Genomic DNA, 20,518 nt, shown 5'->3' on the forward strand with positions numbered 1-20,518 from the left:
CAGCATGTCTACGTCATCGGAGCTCATCCCCCTCCCCGTCACCGCCGTCACCTGTACGGAGGACCGCGCTCACGTCGAGCGTGCGACCGTGCTCGATCTGAGGGCCGGCACGCAGCGACTGCGTCTCGGACCGGTCAGCGCGCTGGCCGTCGACCGTACCCTCCATGCCGAACTGACCGCCGGCCACCCGGCGACCGTGCTCGACGCGCGGATCGTCCGTAGCTGGACGCCGCGCGGGCCGGGGCCCGCCGACGACGACTCCGCGCCGCGCCGGCACGTGACGGCCCTGGAGGAGAAGCGGACGGCCCTGGAGCAGCGGCGTGACCGGCTGCGTACCCGCCTCGATCTGCTCGGCCGTCTCGCCACCGATCTGCTGCGGGAGATCGGTGAGGGCGCCGGCTACGGAGAGGCGGAAAGGGACCGCTGGGCCCGGGAGCTGGACCGGGTGGACGGTGAACGCGACTCCCACGGCGAGCGGCTGCGCTCGGTGGAGGCCGAGTTGTCCGCTGTCACCGCCGAACTGTCCGAGACCCGGCGGGTCTTGGACCTCTCCGAGACGGAGCCCGCCGAGTTGGTCGGTCACATCGAGCTGACCGTGCGTGCCCCGGCCGCCGGGCAGGCCGGGCTGCGGCTGAGCCATCTCACGCCGTGCGCGGTGTGGCGGCCCGCCTACCGGGCCGTGCTCGACGGGGATTCCCTCACCCTGGACACGGACGCGATCGTCTGGCAGCGCACCGGCGAGGACTGGTCGGACATACGGCTGACCCTGTCGACGGCCCGTTCCGCGGGGGCCGCGGAACCGCCCCGGCTCGGCGAGGACCGGCTGACGCTCCAGGAGCGTTCCGCCGCGGAGCGCCGCACCGTCCACGTCGACCTGCGCGAGGAGGCGGTCGCGGACCTCGGTCCCGTCCCCGTGCTCGGACTGCCGGGTGTGGACGACGGCGGGGAGGTGCGCGTGCTCCACTCCCCCGCGCCGGTCTCCGTGCCGGCGGACGGCCGCGCCCACCGGGTGCCGCTCTCCTCCTTCACCTCGCCCGCGAGAAGTGAGTACACCAGTTCGCCCGAGCTGTCGCCCCTGGTCAGCCAGGTGGTGCGGTGCGACAACCGGTCCGGCCACGCCCTGCTCGCCGGGCCGGTCGACCTGATCCGCGGCAGTGGGTTCAGCGGACGCGGCACCCTGGACTTCACCGCCCCCGGCGCTCCTGTCGAGCTCGCCTTCGGCAGCCGGGACGACCACCGGGTGCTGCGGTACACCGAGGAGACCCGCGAGACCGCCGGGATCACCCAGCGGACCGTCCTCACCCGGACCGTCCGCCTGCACCTCTCCAGGTTCTCCGCCCCCGGCGAGCACGACGACAGGACGGTCGTCGTGCGGGAGCGCGTCCCGGTCTCCGAGGTCTCGGCGGTGGAGGTACGCCTGCGTCGGGACGACTGCTCCCCCGCGCCCGACGCGGTCGACGCGGACGGCATCGTCCGCTGGAACATCCCGCTGGCCCCGGGCGGCCGGCGCACCGTCACCCTTGTCTACGAGGTCTCGGCGAGCAGCAAGGTCACCGGCCTGTGACCCCATGAGGAGGCACCGTTGTCACGTCCTCGGCCCGTCGCCGGCCGTGCACGAAGTGGATTCCGGGGCCGCCGGGCCGGACACGGGAGCGGGGCGGCCGGGCGAGCGCGGACAGGCGACATCCTCGGGCGTGCGTTCGGCTGCGTCTGCCCGGTGAGCCCGGCGGAACCGCCGGGCTCACCGGGCCGTCAGAACTTCGGTGCCGGTGCCTGTGACCGCACCAGCTCCACCGCCTCCTGTTCCGTCTGCACCGAGGGCGGCGAGCCCTCGAGCGGCTGCTGGGCCGTCTCCTTCATGCAGGCCACCGCGATGACACCGACCAGGGCGGCGGCCATCGAGTAGTACGCCGGCATCATGTCCGAGCCGGTCGCACCGATGAGGGCCGTGATGACCAGCGGTGTCGTGCCGCCGAACAGGGACGCCGACAGGTTGTAGCCGACCGACAGGGAGCCGTAGCGCACCGGCGTCGGGAACATGGCCGGCAGCGCCGCCGACATGGTGCCCAGCAGGCAGACCAGTGACAGGCCGAGCATCAGCATGCCGGCCGAGACGGCGAGCAGACTGCCCTGCCGCACCAGCAGGAACGCCGGGGTGGACAGGACGAAGAAGCCGAGCATGCCGGTCATCAGCAACGGCTTGCGGCCGAACCGGTCGTTCAGCCGGCCCACCTGGTTGATGATCAGCATCAGCAGCACCATGGTGGCCACCAGGATCAGCAGACCGTGGGTCTCGCTGTAGTGCAGCTCGTCCGACAGGTACGTCGGCATGTACGACAGCAGCATGTAGTCGGTGACGTTGTACGCGCCGACCAGCGCGATGCACAGCACCAGCGTCGGCCAGTGCTGCCGGAAGATCCTGGCGAGGCCGCCGTGGGCGGTGGTCTCCGCCGCGTTCGCGCCCTCGGTGATGTGGACGTTGCCCTGCTCCAGCTTCAGGTACGCGGGTGTGTCGTCCAGCTTCAGCCGCAGGTAGATGCCGACGATGCCCAGCGGCCCGGCGACCAGGAACGGGATGCGCCAGCCCCAGGCGTCCATCGTGTCGGAGCCGAGCCAGGCGGTGAGGACCGTGACCAGGCCCGCCGCGCCGGTGTACCCGGCCAGCGTGCCCAGTTCGAGGAAGCTGCCGAAGTAGCCGCGCCGCTTGTCCGGGGCGTACTCCGCGATGAAGGTGGAGGCACCGCCGTACTCACCGCCGGTGGAGAATCCCTGCAGCAGCCGGAAGAGGATCAGCAGCAGCGGTGACCAGAAGCCGACGGCCGCGTACGTCGGCAGCGTGCCGATGGCGGCGGTGCCGATCGCCATCAGGATCATCGTCAGCGCGAGGACCTTCTTACGGCCGACCTTGTCGCCCATCGGCCCGAAGACCATGCCGCCGAGCGGGCGCACCAGGAAGGCGACGGCGAAGGTGGCGAAGGACGACAGCAGCTGCGCGGTGTCGCTCCCGGAGGGGAAGAAGACGCGGCCGATGGTGCCGGCCAGATACGCGTAGACGCCGAAGTCGAACCACTCCATGGCGTTGCCGAGCGAGGCGGCCTTCACCGCTCGCCTGACCGCCCGTTCGTCCGTCACCGTGATGTCCGACCGGCGCAGTGGCGGGTTCCGCCGGCGGCGGACGGCGCGGAACAGGGTGGGGTGGCGCCTGACCGCCGCGGAAGGGGGCGTGGGCTCGCTGTCGGTGGGGGACGTGGCCGGGTTCCTTTCCAGGTCATGCCGTAGCAAACGGAACGTACCAGCGTCGTCGGGACGACGCCGGGAAGCGCGCTCGGAGTCGCTTCTTCCCGGTGATCCCCGGGATACGCGGGTGTGAAGGCGGACCGGTTCTCACCCGTGTGCCTCCGCTGCGCTGGTCGCGCGGGCGGACCGGTGATGCGGTGGGAGGACAAGGGCGGAAAGCGCCCGGGGCAGGCCGGCACCGGGGCGCTCGTCCCATCCTCAGGAGGCACTCGTGACCACCCCTCGCCCGATCGTCTGCTCGTCCCGTGTCCTGGCCGCCGTACTGGCCACCGGGACCCTGCTCACCACGGCGGCCTGTTCCGGCACGGACAACAACGCGTCGGCCGGGTCGGAGACCGCCGGCGCGGCCGCGGAGCGGGCCCTCGCGGCGCAGACCGAGTCACCCACGTCCACGCCGACGTCCACGCAGTCGTCACCGACCTCGTCGCCGGCGTCGTCGCCCGCCTCGGAGCTCACCGAGACCGGAGCGCGGAACGCGCTGATCACCGAGGCGGACCTCGAGGACAACTGGACACAGGTCGAGAAGCCGCAGGAGTGGCGGGACTCCCTGCTCGTCGGACAGGTCGACGTGGCCGCGTTCCTCCAGGGGAAGAGCGACGCCTCGGACTGCCAGCAGCTGGTCGACTCGCTGTACGACGAGACCCTGCTGGGCCGCCCGTCCGGGGCGTCGGCGCTCAACGGGTTCCAGGAGGGTGACTCCCGGCTGCTCTACCAGGTCGCCGCGTACCAGAAGTCCGGCCTCGACGAGTCGATGAAGTGGCTGCGGTCGCTTCCCGACACCTGCGACCAGTTCACTGTGAGCGGCGGTGACAGCGGTGACCGCACCGTCCAGGTCGTCGAGATGTCCCTGCCCGAGGAGGGCGACGCACGGCAGGGACTGACCGTGACGGTGAAGGGCGACAGTGGGGGTGAGCCCGTGACCCTCACCATGGACGTGGCCGTCGTCCAGATCGGCGCGAACGCGATCACGGTCACCAACGGCGGACTCGACGGTGCCGACCACAACGCCACCTCGGCCGCCGTCGAGCAGGGCACGCCGCGGCTTCAGGAAGTCCTCGCCGGCCGCACACCGACGCCCACTCCCAGCGGAATCGAGTGACCGCGGGACCGGAGAGGTGACCGGGCGTGCGGAGAGACCGTGGGGGGCGGCCTGTGCACTCGCCCGGATCGCCCGACGGTGCTGGGCCACTCGGCCGCACGCGGTGTCATGACAGCAGTCGTTCCCCTCGAAGAGAGAGCTGTCATGAGGTTCATACGGCACGTCTCCGCCCGGCGGTCGCTGCCCTGGCCGTCCTCGTCCCCGCCGCTGCCCTGGCCGTCCTCGTCCCCGCCGCGGCCCTGATGGCCGCCGGCCCGTCCCCGGCGTCCTGGAGCGGCGGGAGTGCCGGGTCCCGCGCGGGCACCAGGCCGGCCGTCGTGCCGGTGCACGGCGCCTGGGCGGACGACCCGGGCCGGGACGAGGTCATCCGGAGCCTGCGGGCGGCGCGCGGCTCTCGTCCCGCCCTCGCCGCGACCGGCGCGAGCAAGGGGGCCGCGGCCCTCGGCGGCGTGGCGGTCCTGGCCGTCGCCGGTGGCACGGCCCTCGTGGCCCGGTCCCGCCGCACCCGACCCGGAGCCGGTGTTCGGGCGGCGGCCCTTTGCTACTTGGGGGTAGGAACACGACTCCTCTTGCTATACAGTTCGTCAGCAAGGCGGGATGGTTACCCGCGGTAATACTGATCGGACTCGATGCGAGGAGCCCTCGGCATGGGGAACAGGACCTCCGACGACGGCGCGGCCCGGCGGCTGCTGGACTCGTCCGCGCAGCTCTCCTACGACCCGCTCACCGAGGTCGACTGGGACACGCCGCTCGACACCGACTTCCACGGCGCCAGTCCGGAGTGGAGCACGCTCTACGGGACGGCGTACTGGGACGAGATGACCGACGCGCAGCGCAAGGAGCTGACGCGTCAGGAGGCGGCGTCCGTCGCCAGCACCGGCATCTGGTTCGAGATGATCCTGCAGCAGATGGTGCTGCGGGACATCTACGCCAAGGACCCGACGGACGACACCGTCCAGTGGGCGCTCACCGAGATAGCCGACGAGTGCCGGCACTCGATCATGTTCGCCCGCGGGGCGAAGAAGCTCCGGGCACCGGCCTACCGGCCGCACCGGGTCGCGCTCGAACTCGGCCGGTTCTTCAAGACCGTCGCCTTCGGTGAGGCCGCGTACGCGGCGATCCTGGTCGCCGAGGAGGTCCTCGACGTCATGCAGCGCGACTGGATGCGCGACGAGCGGGTCGTGCCCTTCGTCCGCACCATCAACAACATCCATGTCGTCGAGGAGTCCCGGCACATGAAGTTCGCCCGCGACGAGACACGCAGGCACCTCGCGCGTGCCGGACGGCTGCGCCGCCGGATCCACGCCCTGCTGATCGCCGTCGCGGCCTACGTCATCGTCACCAGCATGGTGAACCGTAAGGTCTACGCGAACGCCGGCCTGGACGAGGCCCGCGCCCTGCGCGAGGCGAAGGCCAACGAGCACCACAAGTCGATGATGCGGGCGAGCTGTTCGGGCCTGATGGAGTTCCTGGCCTCGGTGGGACTGCTCACCGGGCCCGCGCTCCACTTCTACAAGCGCGCCCACCTCATCTGACGACCCGCACCCTGCACCTGCCCCGGCCTTCAGCGGAGTGGACGACCATGGCCTTCGCGATCACCCAGACCTGCTGCAACGACGCCACCTGTGTGTCCGTCTGCCCGGTCAACTGCATTCACCCCACGCCCGAGGAACGGGCCTTCGGCAGCACGGAGATGCTGCACATCGACCCGAAGAGCTGCATCGACTGCGGTGCCTGCGCCGACGCCTGCCCGGTGGACGCCGTCCTCCCGCTCGACCGGCTGACCGGCGGGCAGCGGGAGTACGCGCGGATCAACGCGGCCTACTTCGAGCAGGACCTCCCCGAGGGGACGGAGCCACCGGCGCGTTCGGGCCCGAACTTCCACGCCTGGGGCGAGCCGTCCTTCGACCGGGTGCTGCCCTCGGACTTCGGGCCACTGCGGGTCGCGATCGTCGGCACCGGCCCGGCCGGCATGTACGCCGCCAAGGACCTGCTGCTGCACACCCGGGCCGAGGTGACGCTCGTCGACCGGCTTCCGGTCGCCGGCGGGCTGGTCCGGTACGGCGTGGCACCCGACCACCCGGCCACCAAGAAGGTGGGCGAGACCTTCGCCCGCTTCCTCACCCATCCGCGCGCACGGACCTACCTGGACCTCGACGTGGGCACCCACGTCACCGCGGAGGAACTCGCCGCCCACCACGACGCGGTGATCTACGCGGTGGGCGCCGCCACGGACCGGCGGCTGGGCATTCCGGGCGAGGACCGGCCGGGCAGCGTCTCCGCGACCACCTTCGTCGCCTGGTACAACGCCCATCCGGAGGTCGCCGCGGACGCTGTCGGCCTGTCGTCCGAGCGGGTCGTCGTGGTCGGCAACGGCAACGTCGCCCTCGACGTCGCGCGGATCCTCGTCTCCGATCCGGAGACGCTGGCCGGCACCGGGATCGCCGGCCACGCGCTGGCGGAACTGCGCCGCGGCAAGGTGCGCGAGGTGGTGCTGCTCGGACGCCGCGGGCCGGAGCACGCGGCGTACACCAGACCCGAGTCGCTCGCCCTGAAGCACCTTCCCGGGGTGGATCTGCTCGTCGACGACCACGATCCGCGCATCGGCGCGGCGATCGACGCCGCCGGTCCGGGGGACAAGGCGGCGGTGCTGCGGGGGGTGCCCCGGGAGGCCGTCGACTGGTCCCTGCCGCCGGGTACGGCGGGACGGCGGCGTATCGTGTTCCGCTTCCTCTCCTCCCCTGTCGCGGTGTGCGGGGGCGAGGACACCCGTGCCGTGCGGGTCACCGGCGGCACCGCCGAGCTGGAGATCCCGGCCGGCCTGGTCCTGCGGGCGGTCGGCTACCGCGGGGTGGCCCAGGCGGGGCTGCCGTTCGACGAGGCCACCGGGACCGTGCCGCACCAGGGCGGCCGGGTGACCGGCAGGCCCGGGACGTACGTCGTCGGCTGGATCAAACGCGGGCCGTCGGGAGGCATCGGCGCCAACCGCGCCTGCGCGGCCGAGACCGTCGGCTCCCTGCTGGCCGACGCGGTGGCGGGCACCCTGCCCGCACCGGCCGGCGGGCCGAAGGCGTTCCGCCGCCTCGTACGCCGTCGGCGCCGCTGACTCCCGCACGGCACGGTCACTCCACGCGGTCCTCGTCCCACACGTGGGCGTCGGCGCGGTCGTCGGCGGCGCCGTTGAAGTCCACCTCCTGGCCGGGGGCGAGGCAGATCGTCATGTCCCCGCCGGTGGACGGCCGTTGGACGACGTCCTCGAACACCCGCACGTGGTCCTCGGCGCCCGCACCCGGGATGCCGTGGTCGGCCCAGGAGGAGTCCTGGTCGGTGATGCCGCCCTCCCGCCATTCGTCGTCTCCCTTCCACCGCACGCCGAAGCCCTTGAAACCGGCGTCCGCCCAGGCGCGGAAGCAGCCTCCGGGGCCGTCGCGAGCGTCACGCCGGTGGCGAGGGACAGGGCGGCGACGAGGGACAGGGCGGCGACGAGGGATGCGGTGCGGTTCCCTTTCGTACTTCGTTGCCGAGCAGTGCGCGGGCGCGGGTGAGTGCGCGCCCGCGGGTCGCAGCAGCGGGCGCGGACCCGCGCCGGCCCTCCGACGGGCTCGCCGGCGGCCGGCCGGGACGCGGTGGGGTGAGCCCCTGTCCGGTCGGACAGTCCTCGATGAGGAGGCGTCGGACCTCCTTGACCGTGTCGCCGGGACTCAGCGCGACGGCGGGCCGCCCGGAAGCCGTACAGCCGGTCAGGGCGGTCAGCAGACAGACGCCGGCGAGCAGCCCCCGGCCGGTGTTCACCCCGCCTGGCAGTCGGAGTGCGGGATGGAGTCGGTCTCGTCCGTCCGGCCGGGTCTCCGGGCCAGAAGCGGACACGGCCGGGCAGTACTGCGGCGGTGGGGGCGGTGGCCGGCAGGACGGCGAGAACGACCGAGCCGAGTACGGCGGCCGGGGTGGCCGGGGGGGGCGACGCGACGGGTCGTCCGAACAGGGCGGTCGGGCGGCTGCTCGCGGACCTCCCCAGGCGTTGCCGCGGGCAGACGCATCCGGTTCGGGGGTTCACCCGAGCCGGTAACCGGTCATACCGCAGACGTCCCGGGTGTCACTCGGCGGCGTTCACCCCGTCGCTGTCAGGTCCGGGGCGTTGTGGGCACGGCGGTAGGCCAGCGGGGACAGACCGAGATGGCCGTAGAAGTGTTTGCGCAGGGCGACGGCGTCGCCGAAGCCGCTCGCCGTGGCCACGCGCGCGACGGTCAGATCGGTGGACTCCAGCAGTCGGCGCGCCTGGTCCAGCCGGCACTGCAGCAGCCACTGGAGGGGGCTGGTGCCCACCTCGTTGCGGAACCGCCGGGTGAAGGTGCGTACGCTCATGTGCGCGTGCCGGGCCAGGTCCTCCAACGTGAGGGGTTCGGCCAGCCGGTTCAGGGCCCACTGCCGGGTGGCCGAGGTGGAACGGTCGGCGTCCTTCGGCACCGGGTGCTCGATGAACTGCGCCTGCCCGCCCTCGCGCCACGGCGCGACCACGCACCTGCGCGCCGCCGCGCCGGCCACCGCCGCTCCGTGGTCCCGGCGGATCAGGTGCAGGCACACGTCGATGCCGGCGGCGCCGCCCGCCGAGGTCAGGATGCGTCCGTTGTCGACGAACAGGACGTCCGGGTCGACCTCGACCCGGGGGAAGCGCCGGGCGAACGCGTCGCAGAGCACCCAGTGGGTGGTGGCCCGCAGACCGTCCAGCAGTCCGGCTGCCGCGAGCAGGAACGCCGAGGTGCACAGGCTGACGACACGGGTGTGCGGACCGATCCGGGCGAACGCCCCGGCGACCTCCGCGGGCAGTTCGCCGGTGGCGAGGAGATGCCTCTCGGGCTCCTGGGTGGCGATCACCACGGTGTCCACGCGCTCCAGGAGGGACTCGTCGTCGTCGACGACGATCCGGAAGCCCTCGTGGGTACGGACAGGCCGGCCGCCGAGCGAGCAGGTCGTCACGGAGTACAGCGGCGCACCGGACGGATCGCACGCCGCGTCGAACACGCGCGAGGCGATCCCGAGGTCCATGGCGAGGACGCCTTCGAGAGCGAGAACGGCAATGCGATGCACCATGGCCGGAATGGTACGACAGGTGGCCCTCCGGCCACTCACCCCGTCCGGGGGTACGGGACGAAGCTGGTGACCACCGGGCCCGGCCCGGTCTTCGCACACGCGGAACGGACAGGAAACGAGGAGAGCATGAGCGAGCGCACCATGCGTGCCGTCACCATCGGCGAGTTCGGCGGGCCGGAGGTGCTGACCGTCGGGCGGGTCGCGCGTCCCGAACCGCTGCCGACCGAGGTGCTGGTGCGGGTGCACGCCGCCGGGATCAACCCGGTGGACTGGAAGACCCGCGCGGGACAGGGCATGGCGGGACTGCAGACGCTGCCGCTGGTCCTCGGCTGGGACGTCTCCGGAGTCGTCGAGGAGGTCGGTTTCGGCGTCACCACGCTCGCGCCCGGTGACGAGGTGTACGCGATGCCCTGGTTCCCGCGCCCGGCCGGCGGTTACGCCGAGTACGTGACGGCGCCGTCGCGCCAGTTCGCGCGCAAGCCCGCCTCGATCGGACACGCCGAGGCCGCCGCCCTGCCCCTCGCGGCGCTCACCGCGTGGCACGCGCTGGTCGACACCGCGGGTGTCCGGGCCGGTCAGCGGGTACTGGTGCACGCCGCGGCCGGCGGTGTCGGGCATCTGGCGGTGCAGATGGCCGGGCATCTGGGCGCCGAAGTGGTCGCGACCGCCCGTGAGTCCCGGCACGCCTGGCTCAAGGAGCTGGGCGCGGACGAGACGGTCGACTACACGAGGCAGCGGTTCGAGGACGTGGCGGGCGGGATCGATGTCGTCATCGACCTGGTCGGTGGCCTGGACGCCACCGACGTGCGGTCGGTGGCGGTGACCCGGCCCGGTGGCCTGGTCGTCTCCGTCCCGGGTGGCGTCTCCCCTGCGCTCGCCGCCGCGGCCGGGCAGGCCGGGGTGCGCACCAGCCCGCTCCTGGTCGAGCCGGACGGCGCGGCCCTGACCACCGTCGCCGGTCTGGTCGACGCGGGCGACCTCCGGGTGGAGGTCGAGCACGTGTTCCCCCTGGAGCAGGCCGCCGAGGCACACCGCCGGGGCGAGACCGACCGCACCCGCGGCAAGCTCGTACTGGACGTCACGCGGTGACCCGCGTGCGGTCGACGGGCCGTCGGCGCGGTGTCGGTCACCCTTCCGCGGCACCGGCGTAGTAGACATCCCTGAGAGGGGCACTGGAACGGGGCCCGTCGTCCGGCGACGAGCGCGACGAGAGAGTGGGGAATGCCGCGTGCTGCTGAAGACGTTCCGCTGGGCCTTCGCCGTCACGGGCCTCGGCCTGGTCGCCGGGGTGCTCTACGACGGCTGGACGGCCCTGGGGCTGGTCGCCATCCTCGCCGTTCTGGAGGTGTCGCTCTCCTTCGACAACGCGGTGATCAACGCCGGCATCCTCAAGAAGCTCAACGCCTTCTGGCAGAAGATCTTCCTCACCATCGGCATCCTGATCGCCGTCTTCGGCATGCGGCTGCTCTTCCCCATCGTCGTCGTCGCCGTGAGCGCGCGGCTCGCGCCGACCGAGGCCGTCCACCTCGCGCTCACCGACAAGGACCGTTATCAGGAACTCGTCACCGACGCGCACCCGTCGATCGCCGCGTTCGGCGGGATGTTCCTGTTGATGATCTTCCTCGACTTCGTCCTGGAGGACCGCGAGATCAAGTGGCTCGGCCCGGTCGAACGGCTGTTGGCGAGGCTCGGCCGGATCGACATGCTGTCGGTCTGCGTCGCCCTCGGGGTCCTCCTCGTCACCGCCATGACGTTCGCCGCCCACGCCCACCAGCACGGCGGCGATCACGCCGACAAGGCCCAGACGGTTCTCGTCTCGGGCATCGCGGGACTGATCACCTACCTGATCGTGCGCGGGCTCTCCGACTTCTTCGAGAGCAGGCTGGCCGCCGAGGAGGCCGGGGAGCACGCCGGGCAGCGGTCCGAGGACGCCGGGGCGGGGCCGCCGGCGGTCGCCCTGGCGGGCAGGGCCGCCTTCTTCACCTTCCTCTACCTGGAGGTCCTGGACGCGTCCTTCTCCTTCGACGGCGTCATCGGCGCGTTCGCCATCACCAACGACATCGTGCTGATGGCGCTCGGCCTGGGCATCGGCGCCATGTACGTGCGGTCCCTGACCGTCTACCTGGTCCGCCAGGGCACCCTCGACGACTACGTCTACCTCGAACACGGCGCCCACTACGCGATCGGTGCGCTCGCCCTCATCCTTCTCGTCAGCATCCAGTACCAGATCAACGACATCGTCACCGGCCTCATCGGCGTCACGCTCATCAGCGCGTCGTTCTACTCCTCCGTCCGCCACAACCGCGCCGCACGCCGGTGAGCTCCTCACCACGTCAGCGTCGGCGAACCGCCGGCCGGCGGTGTGCGCCGGCGGTCGGCGTACTCGTCGAACCGGGACACGATCCGGTCGACCACCGGGGGATCCCGCCCGCCGTCACGAGCGCCGCCCCGGTCTCCCGGTGCACCGCGATGTCGTAGCTCGTGCCGGGGCCCTTGGTGGGAACGACGCGCATGACCGCACGGCAGGAGACGGCCACCACCGGCCGCACCCCGTTCCGGTGCGGCGAGGACCGGTGTCCGTCCCTCCCCGGGCGGGACCGTTCCGGAGCGTGGAGGGGGCCGACGTCCCCGGGCTCCACGCCGCGCTGCCGGCCGGGTCGGCCCGGCTGGAGGTGGCCCGCGTCCGCATCGAGGCCGCCGTCGGCGAAGAGGTGCCGGCCGGTCCGCGCCGGGCCTGGCCGGGGGCCCTCGTGAGGAACCCCGTGGTCCCGATGGGCCCGAAGCGGACCGGGCGGGACGGGGACGGCCACCGGCTCGGGCCGGGCGCCGGCCTCATCGGCTTCGGCCGCGTCTTCATCGCCGGCCCCGATCCGGTCGGGCGGCTGCGCACCGGCCTCCCGGCCGCCCCGGCCGACGAGGCCACCTACTACCAGGGAGGCGACGCGGGTCACCTGACGTACCCGGCCTACGCCCACACGGCCTGACACCCGGACGGCCGGGGCCGCATCGAACCGCCCCGGAACGGGCAGATTCGGACCATGTCCATCGACGCGACGGATTCACCCGGAGTGCAGGTGTGTTCCCTGAAGCGGGACACTCCGCAGTCGGTCCCGGCCAACAGCCCCTACACGGTCGTACGGTTCCCGTTCGGGTCCGCGGAGTCCACCGACCGGTTCTCCATGCATCAGGTGAACCAGCCGGACGGGTACGTGGTCACGGACTGGGACTCGGACGACCGGTCCGGGCTGATATGGCCCAGCACGGCCGGCTGGGGCGTCCTGTACGCGATGATCCAGTGGGAGGCCGGTGACTACGACGAACTGCGGGACCAGTTCGTCCGGGATCCACTCGGACTCACCCCGGCACCCAACGACACCACGGGGACGGAGCACCGGCCGCCCAGTCCCGGCATGCAGTGCTGGACGAAGCAGTGGGGCGTCTTCGTCGACCCGGCCGTCCCGCTCGCCGTGCGCGCCACCCATGACGACAGCGTGGCGCGGGACATCGTCCTGGCGGAGTTCAAGCTCGTCGTCCACCAAGCCGCCTGACGGCGCATCCGGTGGGCCGTACTCCTAGCGGATACGGTCTTCCGCCGAGGGTGTACCGAATGCGCGATTCCCTCCTTACGCTGCTCCGCGTCACGGCAACGGCGCACCGAGAAGGGGACACCCATGAGACGAATCGCCGTCACCGGCACACTCCTGCTGGTGGTCACCGCCCTCGCATCCCCGGCGACCGCCACCACCTCCGCCGTCCAGTCCTGTACGAGTCACTCCGTCCCCAGCTCCGGCTACACCCCCACCGACGGCTACGCCCTCGACGACGACAGTCCTGTCCGCAAGGGACCCCACGCCGGTTGCACCGCCATCTGGCACCTTGATCCCGGCGAGCCGATGACCTACTGGTGCTACGTGTACAACGAGGACGGAAACACGTGGACGTACGGCTACGTGGGGGGCGGCCGGTACGGCTGGGTCTGGGACGGTCACCTCGCCGACTACGGTTCCAAGACCCCCTGTTGATCCGCCCGGCGTCCGGTGCGTGACGTCCCGCTCGTGCCCCGCCGCCCGCCGCGCCGGCGCCCACCAGGTCGTGGGCGGCCTCCGGCCACGTCGGGTGCGCGAAGGTGAAGTCCGCCTCGAGCAGCCGGCCGGGGACGACCCGTCGGCTCTTGAGCAGCAGTTCCGTGTCCGGGCGCAGGACGAAGGCGCCCGCTTCCGCCGTCCACCGCGTCACGGGCGGACCCACCGGCATGCGCCACGCGGTGCGCGGGGCGCGCATGAACGCCCGGTGCGGCAGGGGATCGGGGGGCGGCCGGGTTCACCGGGCCGGCGAGGTCGTCCCGGTCGGCCAGGAACTCGACCGCGCGGACGAAGTCATGGTCGTGGACCCACGACACGTACTGGGCGCCGCCCGCGACCGGGCCGCCGAGCCCGAGGCGGGCCATCCGCGACAGGACGCGGCCGACCCGGCCGGTCTCTCCTCGTCGGCCGCCTTCGTACGGGGACGGCGTGGACCGCTCGACGCCCTCGTGGCCGACCGCCTGGATCGTGGCGGTCGGCCTACGCACCGCGCACCTCGTTCGCGGTGGCTCCCCAGGCTGCCGCGCACAGTGCCCGTTCGACCGCGTCGGTGTAGACGGCGGCGGCGAGCCAGGCCCGGGCGAAGTGGCCGGTGTCGGCCGGGAGCAGGCGGCCGAAGGTGTCGCGGGAGCGGTCCGCGGCGGCGGTGTGGAGGTCGTCGAGGAGGTCGCCCGCCGTGGCGAGGCCGAGACGGCGCAGCCGGGTGCCGTCGCCCGACCGGTTCCCGGCGAGGGCGAGGACACGGCGGCCTCCCTGCACCGCCTGGTGGACGCGGCGGCGCAGCAGGTGCAGCGGGGCCTCGTCCCCGGTGGGCACGGCCCGCGCGGGTGGCGCGACCGCGCCGGTGGGCAGGTCCGCGTGCTGGAGGCGGTCCAGACCGAGGTCCACCCGGGCACCGGGACCGGCGGGGTGCTCGGTGGCGAGCAGCAGGGCACGGGGATACGGCCCCGGTGCCAGGCGCGCGACGATCCGCAGCCGGCTGCCCCCGGCGGCGGCGAGCAGGCGGAGGTTGTCGCGGTGAGGGAGTGCGGGATCGTCGTGGGCGGTGGCCAGCCGCAGGGGCAGGCCACCGCAGTCGGCCAGCAGGCAGTCGCCCGTCGTCTCCCGCACCGTGCCCTCGAGGGTCACCTCCAGGAACAGCAGGTCCTGTCCGCCGTTCAGCGCCCGGGCCACCTGCTCGGCGGCGGGTGCCGCCCACAGCCGGTCCAGCGGCTCGGCGCGCCAGTCGGCGCCGGAGGCGCGGACCGCCCGCACCCCCGCCCCCGCGCCGAGACGGCCCGTCGGGGAGACGGTGGCCCCGGACACGGCGAGCCCCGCGCGCGACAGTTCCCGGTGGGTCAGGGCGGTGTCACCGATCCGTACGGCCCGGTCGGCGGCGCCGGTCGCCCGGGCGGGCCCGCCCGGTGCCACGTCCGAGACCGTGTACAGGCGTCCGTCGGCGTCGGCGGTCCAGGTGACCGCGCCCGCGTATCCGGTCGCGGTGAGGACGGGCTCGGAGAAGAGCCCGTACAGCCGCAGGGAGCCGTCCGGGCGGTACGGCTGCCGGACCGTGCCGCGCAGTTCGGTCAGGTCCGGGCCGGTGGCGTGCGGGAGGCGGTGGGTGACGTCCAGGACTCCGGCCAGCGTGCCGGCGAGGTCGGTGAGGCGGTGTCCGGGGTCGGCGGAGCGGGCCGCGCGCACCCCGGTCACCACGGAGACCGCCGCGGCCGAGGCCCGTGGGAGGCCGGCGAGGCGGGCGGTGTGCGCGGCGTGCAGGAGTTCCGCCTGGAGCACGGCGCCGGCGCCGTCGGTGCCGGCCTCCAGGACGGCTGCGGCCGCGTCGAACACCGCCCGTGCGGCGGCGCGTTGTTCGGGGGTGGCGGCGTCGGGCTCCGTCGGCGCCGCCTCCGTCCCGTCCCGCGTCTCCGTGGCCTCGGCTGGGGCCGGGGCCTCCTCGGCGACCGGTGCGGCCGAGGCCGCCGCCGCGCGGTGCAGGCAGTCGGGGGCCAGCAGGCATCCGCAGTGGATGGCGTCCGCGCCGGTCACCGTCCCGCCGGGCGCCCGCAGGACGACGTCGGTCTCGTCGTCGACGGCGATCCGCACGGTGTCGCCCTCCCGGACGGCCGGGCGCGCCAGGAGCTTGGTCACGCCCGCGTCCAGCCGTTTGCGGAGCCGGGGCGAGAGTGCCGCGACGAGTTCGGCGGTGACGGACGGGACGACCGGAGGCAGGTCCGGGCTCATGCGATCTTCTCCCCTACCCAGCGGGCGAGTTCGAGCGGGCTGAGGGCGGCGACGGGCATGCCGGCCTCGACGAGCCGGCCGGCGACTCCCGTGGAGTAGCGGGGCCGGCCCGTGTCGTCGAGGCTCGCGCAGCCCAGGACGTGGCAGCCGGCTCCGACCAGTGCGCGGACCTCGGCGAGCAGACCGCCCAGCGGGTAGCCCTCCTCGAAGTCGCTGACGACCACGACGAGGGTGCGCGACGGTACGGTGACGAGCTCGCGCGCGTGCCGCAGTCCCGCGGCGATGTGGGTGCCGCCGCCCACGCTGACCTCCAGCAGCAGCGACAGCGGGTCGTCCACGTGTCCGGTGAGGTCGATGACCTCCGTGGAGAACGCCAGGAAGTGGGTGGAGAGGGTCGGCACCCCCGCCAGCACGGAGGCGGTCAGCGCGGCCCACACCGTGGACGCCTCCATGGACCCCGACACGTCCGTGACCAGGATGAGCCGCCAGTCGGCGGCCCGGCGTGCCCGGGTACGGAACACCGGGTGCTCGGGGATCACGCGGACCGTGCCGTCCGGGGCGCGGCGCGCGGTCGCCAGGTTGGCCCGCAGGGTGCGGGGCAGGTCCAGTCCGCCGCCGGGCCGTCTGCTGGGGCGGGGCAGGGCGGTGCCGTGCAGGGCGGGGCGCAGGCGGGTGGCGAGCTGCCGGGTCAGCGCGTCGACCAGCCGCCGTACGAGCGGACGCAGTGCGGCCAGCCGGGCCTCGGGCAGTCCGCCCGCGTGCCGCAGGACGGTGCGCAGGAGGTCCACCGAGGGTCGCACGCTGTCCGCGTCCAGCTCGGCGAGGACGTCCCTGCGGCCCGAGGCGGCGGCGGTCGCCAGCACTTCCTCCCGGATGCCGGGGCCGAACAGCGCGGCCAGCTCCTCGGACCACTCCCGCACTCCGGGGTACGGCGCCTGACGTCCCCCGCCGGTTCCCGGGCCCGCGAGGTCCGACCGGCTGCCTTCGCCGCGTCCGCTGCCGTACAGCTCGTCCAGCGCGGTGGCGAGCGGTGACGCGGACGGCGGCAGCCGGTCGGCGCGGCGGCCGAGGAGGAGGCGCCAGCGGTCGGCGGGGGCGAGGGCATGCTCCTCGGCGGCCTCCGGGGCACCGCGCTCCGGCACTCCCTCCGCCGGAGCGCCCGGTGGGGGCAGCAGGCCGAGCGCTCGCAGGGTCTCGCGGGCCGCGAAGTCCGCTGCGGTCCAGGTGGCGAGGGCGGCCGGTTCGACGTCGTCCGTGTCGGCGACGTGCGCGGTGCCGAGGCGTTCCTCGACGGTGGCGAGGAGGCGGTCGCGGGCCGCGGGGCTCAGGGTGTCGAAGCCGCCGCGCAGTGCGGGGAGCCGGTCGAGGAACGCCCGGTCGGGCAGCTCGGTCACCCGGGTGAGCAGGGGATCCAGCGCGGGGGCCGCCGTCTCCAGCAGGGGGCCGGCGGCGGTCAGCAGTCCGCCGAGCCGGGCGGTGAGGGCGGCGCGGGAGCCGGGGTCGGTGGCCCCGTCGACCCAGGAGGCCACGCGGTCGCCGAAGGTGCGGGCGTCCTCGTGTCCGAGCAGCACGCGTACGGCCCCGGCGGCGCCGCGCATCAGCGGGGAGCCGTCGGCGGACAGGCGGTCCAGGGCGTCGGTGAGCCGGATGCCGCCCAGCAGGTCGGCGCGGTGGGAGAGTTCGAGCAGGGCGCGGGCGTCGGCGGGGTCCTCGGACCCGGTCAGTCCGTCGACCTGCCGTACCGCCGCCGTCGTGAGCGGTTCCGCGACGGCGGCGGCCCGGGTCTCGCGGTCCGGCTCGGCGGGGAGCCCGGGGACATGGCCGGCCCGCAGCCGGTCGAGCAGGGCCAGCCCGGCGAGGAGTTCCGGCAGGGTGCCGGCCCGGGGCAGGACGTCGGCGATGTCGTCGAGCCGTTCGTCCGCGAGCCCGGTCAGACCGCACTCCGCCGCCCGTTCGAGCCCTTCGAGGGCCTGTGCGGCGGTCGGCCCGTCCTCGTCGCGTTCCTGGCGGCGCCGTTCACGCAGGGCTCCTTCGGCGGCCTGCGCGGGGGTGACTCCGCGTACGCCGGCCGCGGTCAGCACGGCCGCCGTGGCGGGGGTCCAGCGCACCTCCCAGCGGGAGGTGAGGGCCTCGGCGCCGCCCGCGCCGACGACCTCCTTGACCTCCCCGTAGGGCACGCCGCACACCGTCAGCCGGCGCAGCAGCAGTTCACGGCGCCGGTCGAGGTCGGACCGCAGCGGATCGAGCCGCAGGTCCCGCGCGGGGCCGGGGCCGTCCGTCTCCGGGCCGGGCAGGCCGAGCTGGGCCAGCTCGGCCTCGACCGCGGGGACGAGTCCGCTGCGCGGTGCCCCCGGGGCGGGACGCCCGGTACGGGTGCCGACGAGCACGCGCTCCATCGCCCGTGCCACGGCCCGGCCACGCCCGTACGGCTCGCCCTGCGCGAGCACCGTCTGGACCGCTTCGACCAGTTCGCCGCGGCCCGCCGCGGGCAGGCCGCGCAGCCGGGCGAGGTCCGAGGCGAGCCGGCTGATCTCCCGGGCGTCGGCCGGTCCCGAGGGGTGGCCGAGGCCGCGCAGTTCGGCGCAGACGCGTACGGCCGCCCGGGTCAGCGCCTCCTCCAGCGCGGCCGGGTCGCCCGCCGCGCGCAGGACCATGTCCTGCCACTCCGGGTCCCGGATGCCCGCCGGGTAGCCGGACCGCTCGTCGAGGAGGGCGTAGGTGTACGGGATCAACGAGGTCTTCCACACGGGCCGTTGTCCGTCCGCGGGCGTTGCCGCATCCTCCTCCCCCGCGTCCGGCCGCAGCAGCGCCGGTGCGTGGAAGGCGCCGACCACCACGGCGGCCCGCTCGCCCTGCGCGGTGGCCTCGGCCAGCCGGGCCCGCATCCAGCGTTCGCGCCGCAGGTCCAGCTCCGGTACGCCGTCCGAGGCGACGGCGTCCTCGCGCAGGGCCCACCCGGTGAGCAGGGCGGCCCGGCGCAGGGCCTCGGGCGGGGAGCCGGGGGCGGTCGCCTCGACGAGCCGGTCCCAGAGGTCGTCCCCGGGGCGGCCCGTCAGCCGGGTCCGCAGCGCGGTGGCGAGACCGGGTGCGCCGGCCCCCGTCCCCGGGGCCCGGCGCCCGTCGGTCCAGGCGCGGTCGGCGAGCGGCAGGTCGCAGGCGACCACCGGTACGCCGTGCCGGACGGCCCAGCGCACGGCGGCCAGTTCGGGCGAGAAGTCGGCGAACGGGTAGAACGCCGGTCCGCCGTCGCCGCCCTCGCCGGGGGCGGCGGCGAGCGCCACCGGCGCCCGTGTCTCCTCGTGTCCCAGCCAGGGCAGCCATGGCTGCGTCTCCGCGGGCAGTTCGACGAGCAGCACCTCCGGCTTCGCCCCGTCCAGCAGCGCGGGCACCGCGGCGGCCAGGGAGGGCGCGTGGTGCCGTACGCCGACGAGGTAGGGCGCGGACGGGCCGGTGAGGGCGGCGAGTGCCTCGTCGGGCGGGACGGGCGGGCCGCCCGGGGCGGCGGCCCCGTGGGAGAGGGACACGGCCGTCAGCCCTCCAGGACCGTGCGCAGGTCCCACAGGGTGCGCCAGGTGGCGGAGCCCTGCTCGGCCCGGCGCCGGACGGGGCCGTCCCAGTAGCCGCGCAGCCGGGCGGCGTCGGCGGGGTCGTCCTTGCGGACCACGCCGAGCAGATGGCCGGGCAGCAGTCCGAGGACGTCGCGGTCGCCCGGGAAGTAGGCCGCCGCGAGGGCGAGCGCGCCGGCGACGGACACGGCCTCGGCGGTGCTCATCACCGTCGACGGCCGTTCCACCTCCCAGCCCTCCGTCGACCGGCCCTCGCGCAGGTCCCGGAACGCGGTGACCAGGGCCTCCAGCACGGCGTCGTCGACCTGGAACGGCGCCCCGGCGCGCTCCACGGACGCCCGCGCCTGGCCGCGCACCAGCGCGGTCTCCGCGTCGAGGTCGCCGATGGGGCCGACGGTCTCGAAGTTGAAGCGGCGCTTGAGGGCCGCGGACATCTCGGAGACGCCCTTGTCGCGGAGGTTGGCGGTGGCGATGAGGTTGAAGCCGGGCGCCGCGTGCGCCAGCGCGTCCTCGGTGCCGGCCAGTTCGGGTACGGCGATCCGCCGCTCGGAGAGCAACGACACCAGCGCGTCCTGCACTTCGGGCAGGCAGCGGGTGACCTCCTCGACGCGGGCGATCGCGCCCCGGGACATGGCGGTCAGGACGGGGGACGGCACGAGCGCCTGCCGGGTGGGGCCCTGGGCCAGCAGCAGCGCGTAGTTCCAGCCGTACTTGAGCTGGTCCTCGGTGGTGCCGGCGGTGCCCTGCACGACCAGGCCGCTGGTGCCGCACACGGCGGCGGAGAGCAGCTCCGACAGCATCGACTTGGCGGTGCCGGGTTCACCGACGAGCAGCAGACCGCGCTCGCCGGCGAGGGTCACCACGCACCGCTCGACCAGTGCCCGGTCGCCGACGAACTTGTCCTCGATCACCATGCGGTGCGGGACTCCGTCGGGTGCCCCGGCGCCGTCGGGGAGCTTCAGGGCCCGGCCCCCGCTGCCCATGACGAACGTGACGACCGCACGCGGGCTGAGCCGCCAGGCGGGCGGGCGCGGCCCGTCGTCGTGGGCGGCGAGGAAGGCGAGTTCGGTGGCGTACCGGTCCTCGGGCGGGACGATCTGGCGGGCCGGGGAGGGGGACAGGGTGGTGGTCATCGGCGCGGGTTCTTCCGGGTGCGGGTGGACGGT

General features: G+C 74.1%; 14 protein-coding genes and 2 pseudogenes. 9 read left to right on the forward strand and 7 right to left on the reverse strand.

Annotation, left to right across the window (positions count from 1 at the left end; genetic code table 11):
• Positions 1–4 precede the first annotated feature (4 nt).
• Positions 5–1,564: a DUF4139 domain-containing protein gene (locus ACIA6T_RS06280; RefSeq protein WP_399445391.1), complete on the forward strand. Its 1,560-nt coding sequence runs from the start codon at positions 5–7 to the stop codon at positions 1,562–1,564.
• Positions 1,565–1,752: 188 nt separating this feature from the next.
• On the opposite strand, the gene ACIA6T_RS06285 is transcribed toward ACIA6T_RS06280, so the two are convergent.
• A complete protein-coding gene (locus tag ACIA6T_RS06285) occupies positions 1,753–3,267 on the reverse strand; it encodes an MFS transporter (protein WP_399445705.1) in 1,515 nt (504 codons plus the stop codon).
• Between the two features lie 241 nt (positions 3,268–3,508).
• On the opposite strand from ACIA6T_RS06285, the gene ACIA6T_RS06290 reads away from it, so the two are divergent.
• The 3 genes from ACIA6T_RS06290 (at position 3,509) to ACIA6T_RS06300 (ending at position 7,502) form a co-directional block, all read left to right on the forward strand.
• Entirely contained in the window at positions 3,509–4,396 is an 888-nt protein-coding gene (locus ACIA6T_RS06290) for a hypothetical protein (protein ID WP_399445392.1), read from the forward strand.
• Positions 4,397–5,043: 647 nt separating this feature from the next.
• The gene (locus tag ACIA6T_RS06295; RefSeq protein WP_399445393.1) at positions 5,044–5,931 is read left to right on the forward strand and encodes a diiron oxygenase; all 888 of its coding nucleotides are present in this window, start codon (positions 5,044–5,046) and stop codon (positions 5,929–5,931) included.
• A 47-nt stretch (positions 5,932–5,978) separates the two neighbouring features.
• Positions 5,979–7,502, forward strand: a complete 1,524-nt coding sequence (locus tag ACIA6T_RS06300) for an FAD-dependent oxidoreductase (RefSeq protein ID WP_399445394.1) — start codon at positions 5,979–5,981, stop codon at positions 7,500–7,502.
• 16 nt (positions 7,503–7,518) lie between these two features.
• Here the strand turns inward: ACIA6T_RS06300 and ACIA6T_RS06305 are convergent, their stop codons facing one another.
• Both ACIA6T_RS06305 and ACIA6T_RS06310 read right to left on the reverse strand, forming a co-directional pair.
• The gene (locus tag ACIA6T_RS06305; protein WP_399445395.1) at positions 7,519–7,767 is read right to left on the reverse strand and encodes a hypothetical protein; all 249 of its coding nucleotides are present in this window, start codon (positions 7,765–7,767) and stop codon (positions 7,519–7,521) included.
• 736 nt (positions 7,768–8,503) lie between these two features.
• Entirely contained in the window at positions 8,504–9,484 is a 981-nt protein-coding gene (locus ACIA6T_RS06310) for a GlxA family transcriptional regulator (protein ID WP_399445396.1), read from the reverse strand.
• 126 nt (positions 9,485–9,610) lie between these two features.
• Here ACIA6T_RS06310 and ACIA6T_RS06315 point away from each other — a divergent pair, with 126 nt between their 5' ends.
• The 5 genes and pseudogenes from ACIA6T_RS06315 to ACIA6T_RS06335 all read left to right on the forward strand — a co-directional run bounded on the left by ACIA6T_RS06315 (position 9,611) and on the right by ACIA6T_RS06335 (position 13,506).
• Positions 9,611–10,573, forward strand: a complete 963-nt coding sequence (locus ACIA6T_RS06315) for an NADP-dependent oxidoreductase (protein WP_399445397.1) — start codon at positions 9,611–9,613, stop codon at positions 10,571–10,573.
• Positions 10,574–10,712: 139 nt separating this feature from the next.
• Positions 10,713–11,804 (forward strand): DUF475 domain-containing protein, encoded by a 1,092-nt coding sequence (locus ACIA6T_RS06320; protein WP_399445398.1) that lies wholly within the window; start codon positions 10,713–10,715, stop codon positions 11,802–11,804.
• 237 nt (positions 11,805–12,041) lie between these two features.
• A pseudogene (locus ACIA6T_RS06325) lies at positions 12,042–12,468 on the forward strand (alkene reductase); the annotation flags it as partial.
• A 54-nt stretch (positions 12,469–12,522) separates the two neighbouring features.
• Positions 12,523–13,032 carry a hypothetical protein gene (locus ACIA6T_RS06330; RefSeq protein ID WP_399445399.1) on the forward strand — a complete coding sequence of 170 codons (510 nt, stop codon included), beginning with the start codon at positions 12,523–12,525 and terminating at the stop codon, positions 13,030–13,032.
• A 123-nt stretch (positions 13,033–13,155) separates the two neighbouring features.
• Entirely contained in the window at positions 13,156–13,506 is a 351-nt protein-coding gene (locus ACIA6T_RS06335) for an SH3 domain-containing protein (protein WP_399445718.1), read from the forward strand.
• 43 nt (positions 13,507–13,549) lie between these two features.
• On the opposite strand, the pseudogene ACIA6T_RS06340 reads toward ACIA6T_RS06335, so the two are convergent.
• The 4 genes and pseudogenes from ACIA6T_RS06340 to ACIA6T_RS06355 all read right to left on the reverse strand — a co-directional run.
• Positions 13,550–13,952, reverse strand: a pseudogene (locus ACIA6T_RS06340) (DUF1731 domain-containing protein); the annotation flags it as partial.
• 94 nt (positions 13,953–14,046) lie between these two features.
• Positions 14,047–15,786, reverse strand: a complete 1,740-nt coding sequence (locus ACIA6T_RS06345; RefSeq protein WP_399445400.1) for a hypothetical protein — start codon at positions 15,784–15,786, stop codon at positions 14,047–14,049.
• Complete coding sequence (locus ACIA6T_RS06350; RefSeq protein WP_399445401.1) at positions 15,783–19,310, reverse strand: DUF5682 family protein; 3,528 nt, start codon at positions 19,308–19,310, stop codon at positions 15,783–15,785. The genes ACIA6T_RS06345 and ACIA6T_RS06350 overlap by 4 nt, the downstream gene beginning before the upstream one ends.
• A gap of 5 nt (positions 19,311–19,315) precedes the next feature.
• Positions 19,316–20,485 (reverse strand): AAA family ATPase, encoded by a 1,170-nt coding sequence (locus tag ACIA6T_RS06355; protein ID WP_399445706.1) that lies wholly within the window; start codon positions 20,483–20,485, stop codon positions 19,316–19,318.
• Between the last annotated feature and the right edge of the window lie 33 nt (positions 20,486–20,518).

Origin of the sequence: Streptomyces sp. NPDC051740 (assembly GCF_044453165.1) — a bacterium.
GTDB classification, from domain to species: domain Bacteria; phylum Actinomycetota; class Actinomycetes; order Streptomycetales; family Streptomycetaceae; genus Streptomyces; species Streptomyces atrovirens.

Coding starts and splice junctions, on each gene's coding strand:
- ACIA6T_RS06280 (WP_399445391.1), top strand. CDS start 5: ATGTCTACGTCATCGGAGCTCATCCCCCTCCCCGTCACCGCCGTCACC.
- ACIA6T_RS06295 (WP_399445393.1), top strand. CDS start 5,044: ATGGGGAACAGGACCTCCGACGACGGCGCGGCCCGGCGGCTGCTGGAC.
- ACIA6T_RS06300 (WP_399445394.1), top strand. CDS start 5,979: ATGGCCTTCGCGATCACCCAGACCTGCTGCAACGACGCCACCTGTGTG.
- ACIA6T_RS06310 (WP_399445396.1), bottom strand. CDS start 9,484: ATGGTGCATCGCATTGCCGTTCTCGCTCTCGAAGGCGTCCTCGCCATG.
- ACIA6T_RS06315 (WP_399445397.1), top strand. CDS start 9,611: ATGAGCGAGCGCACCATGCGTGCCGTCACCATCGGCGAGTTCGGCGGG.
- ACIA6T_RS06330 (WP_399445399.1), top strand. CDS start 12,523: ATGTCCATCGACGCGACGGATTCACCCGGAGTGCAGGTGTGTTCCCTG.
- ACIA6T_RS06335 (WP_399445718.1), top strand. CDS start 13,156: ATGAGACGAATCGCCGTCACCGGCACACTCCTGCTGGTGGTCACCGCC.
- ACIA6T_RS06345 (WP_399445400.1), bottom strand. CDS start 15,786: ATGAGCCCGGACCTGCCTCCGGTCGTCCCGTCCGTCACCGCCGAACTC.
- ACIA6T_RS06355 (WP_399445706.1), bottom strand. CDS start 20,485: ATGACCACCACCCTGTCCCCCTCCCCGGCCCGCCAGATCGTCCCGCCC.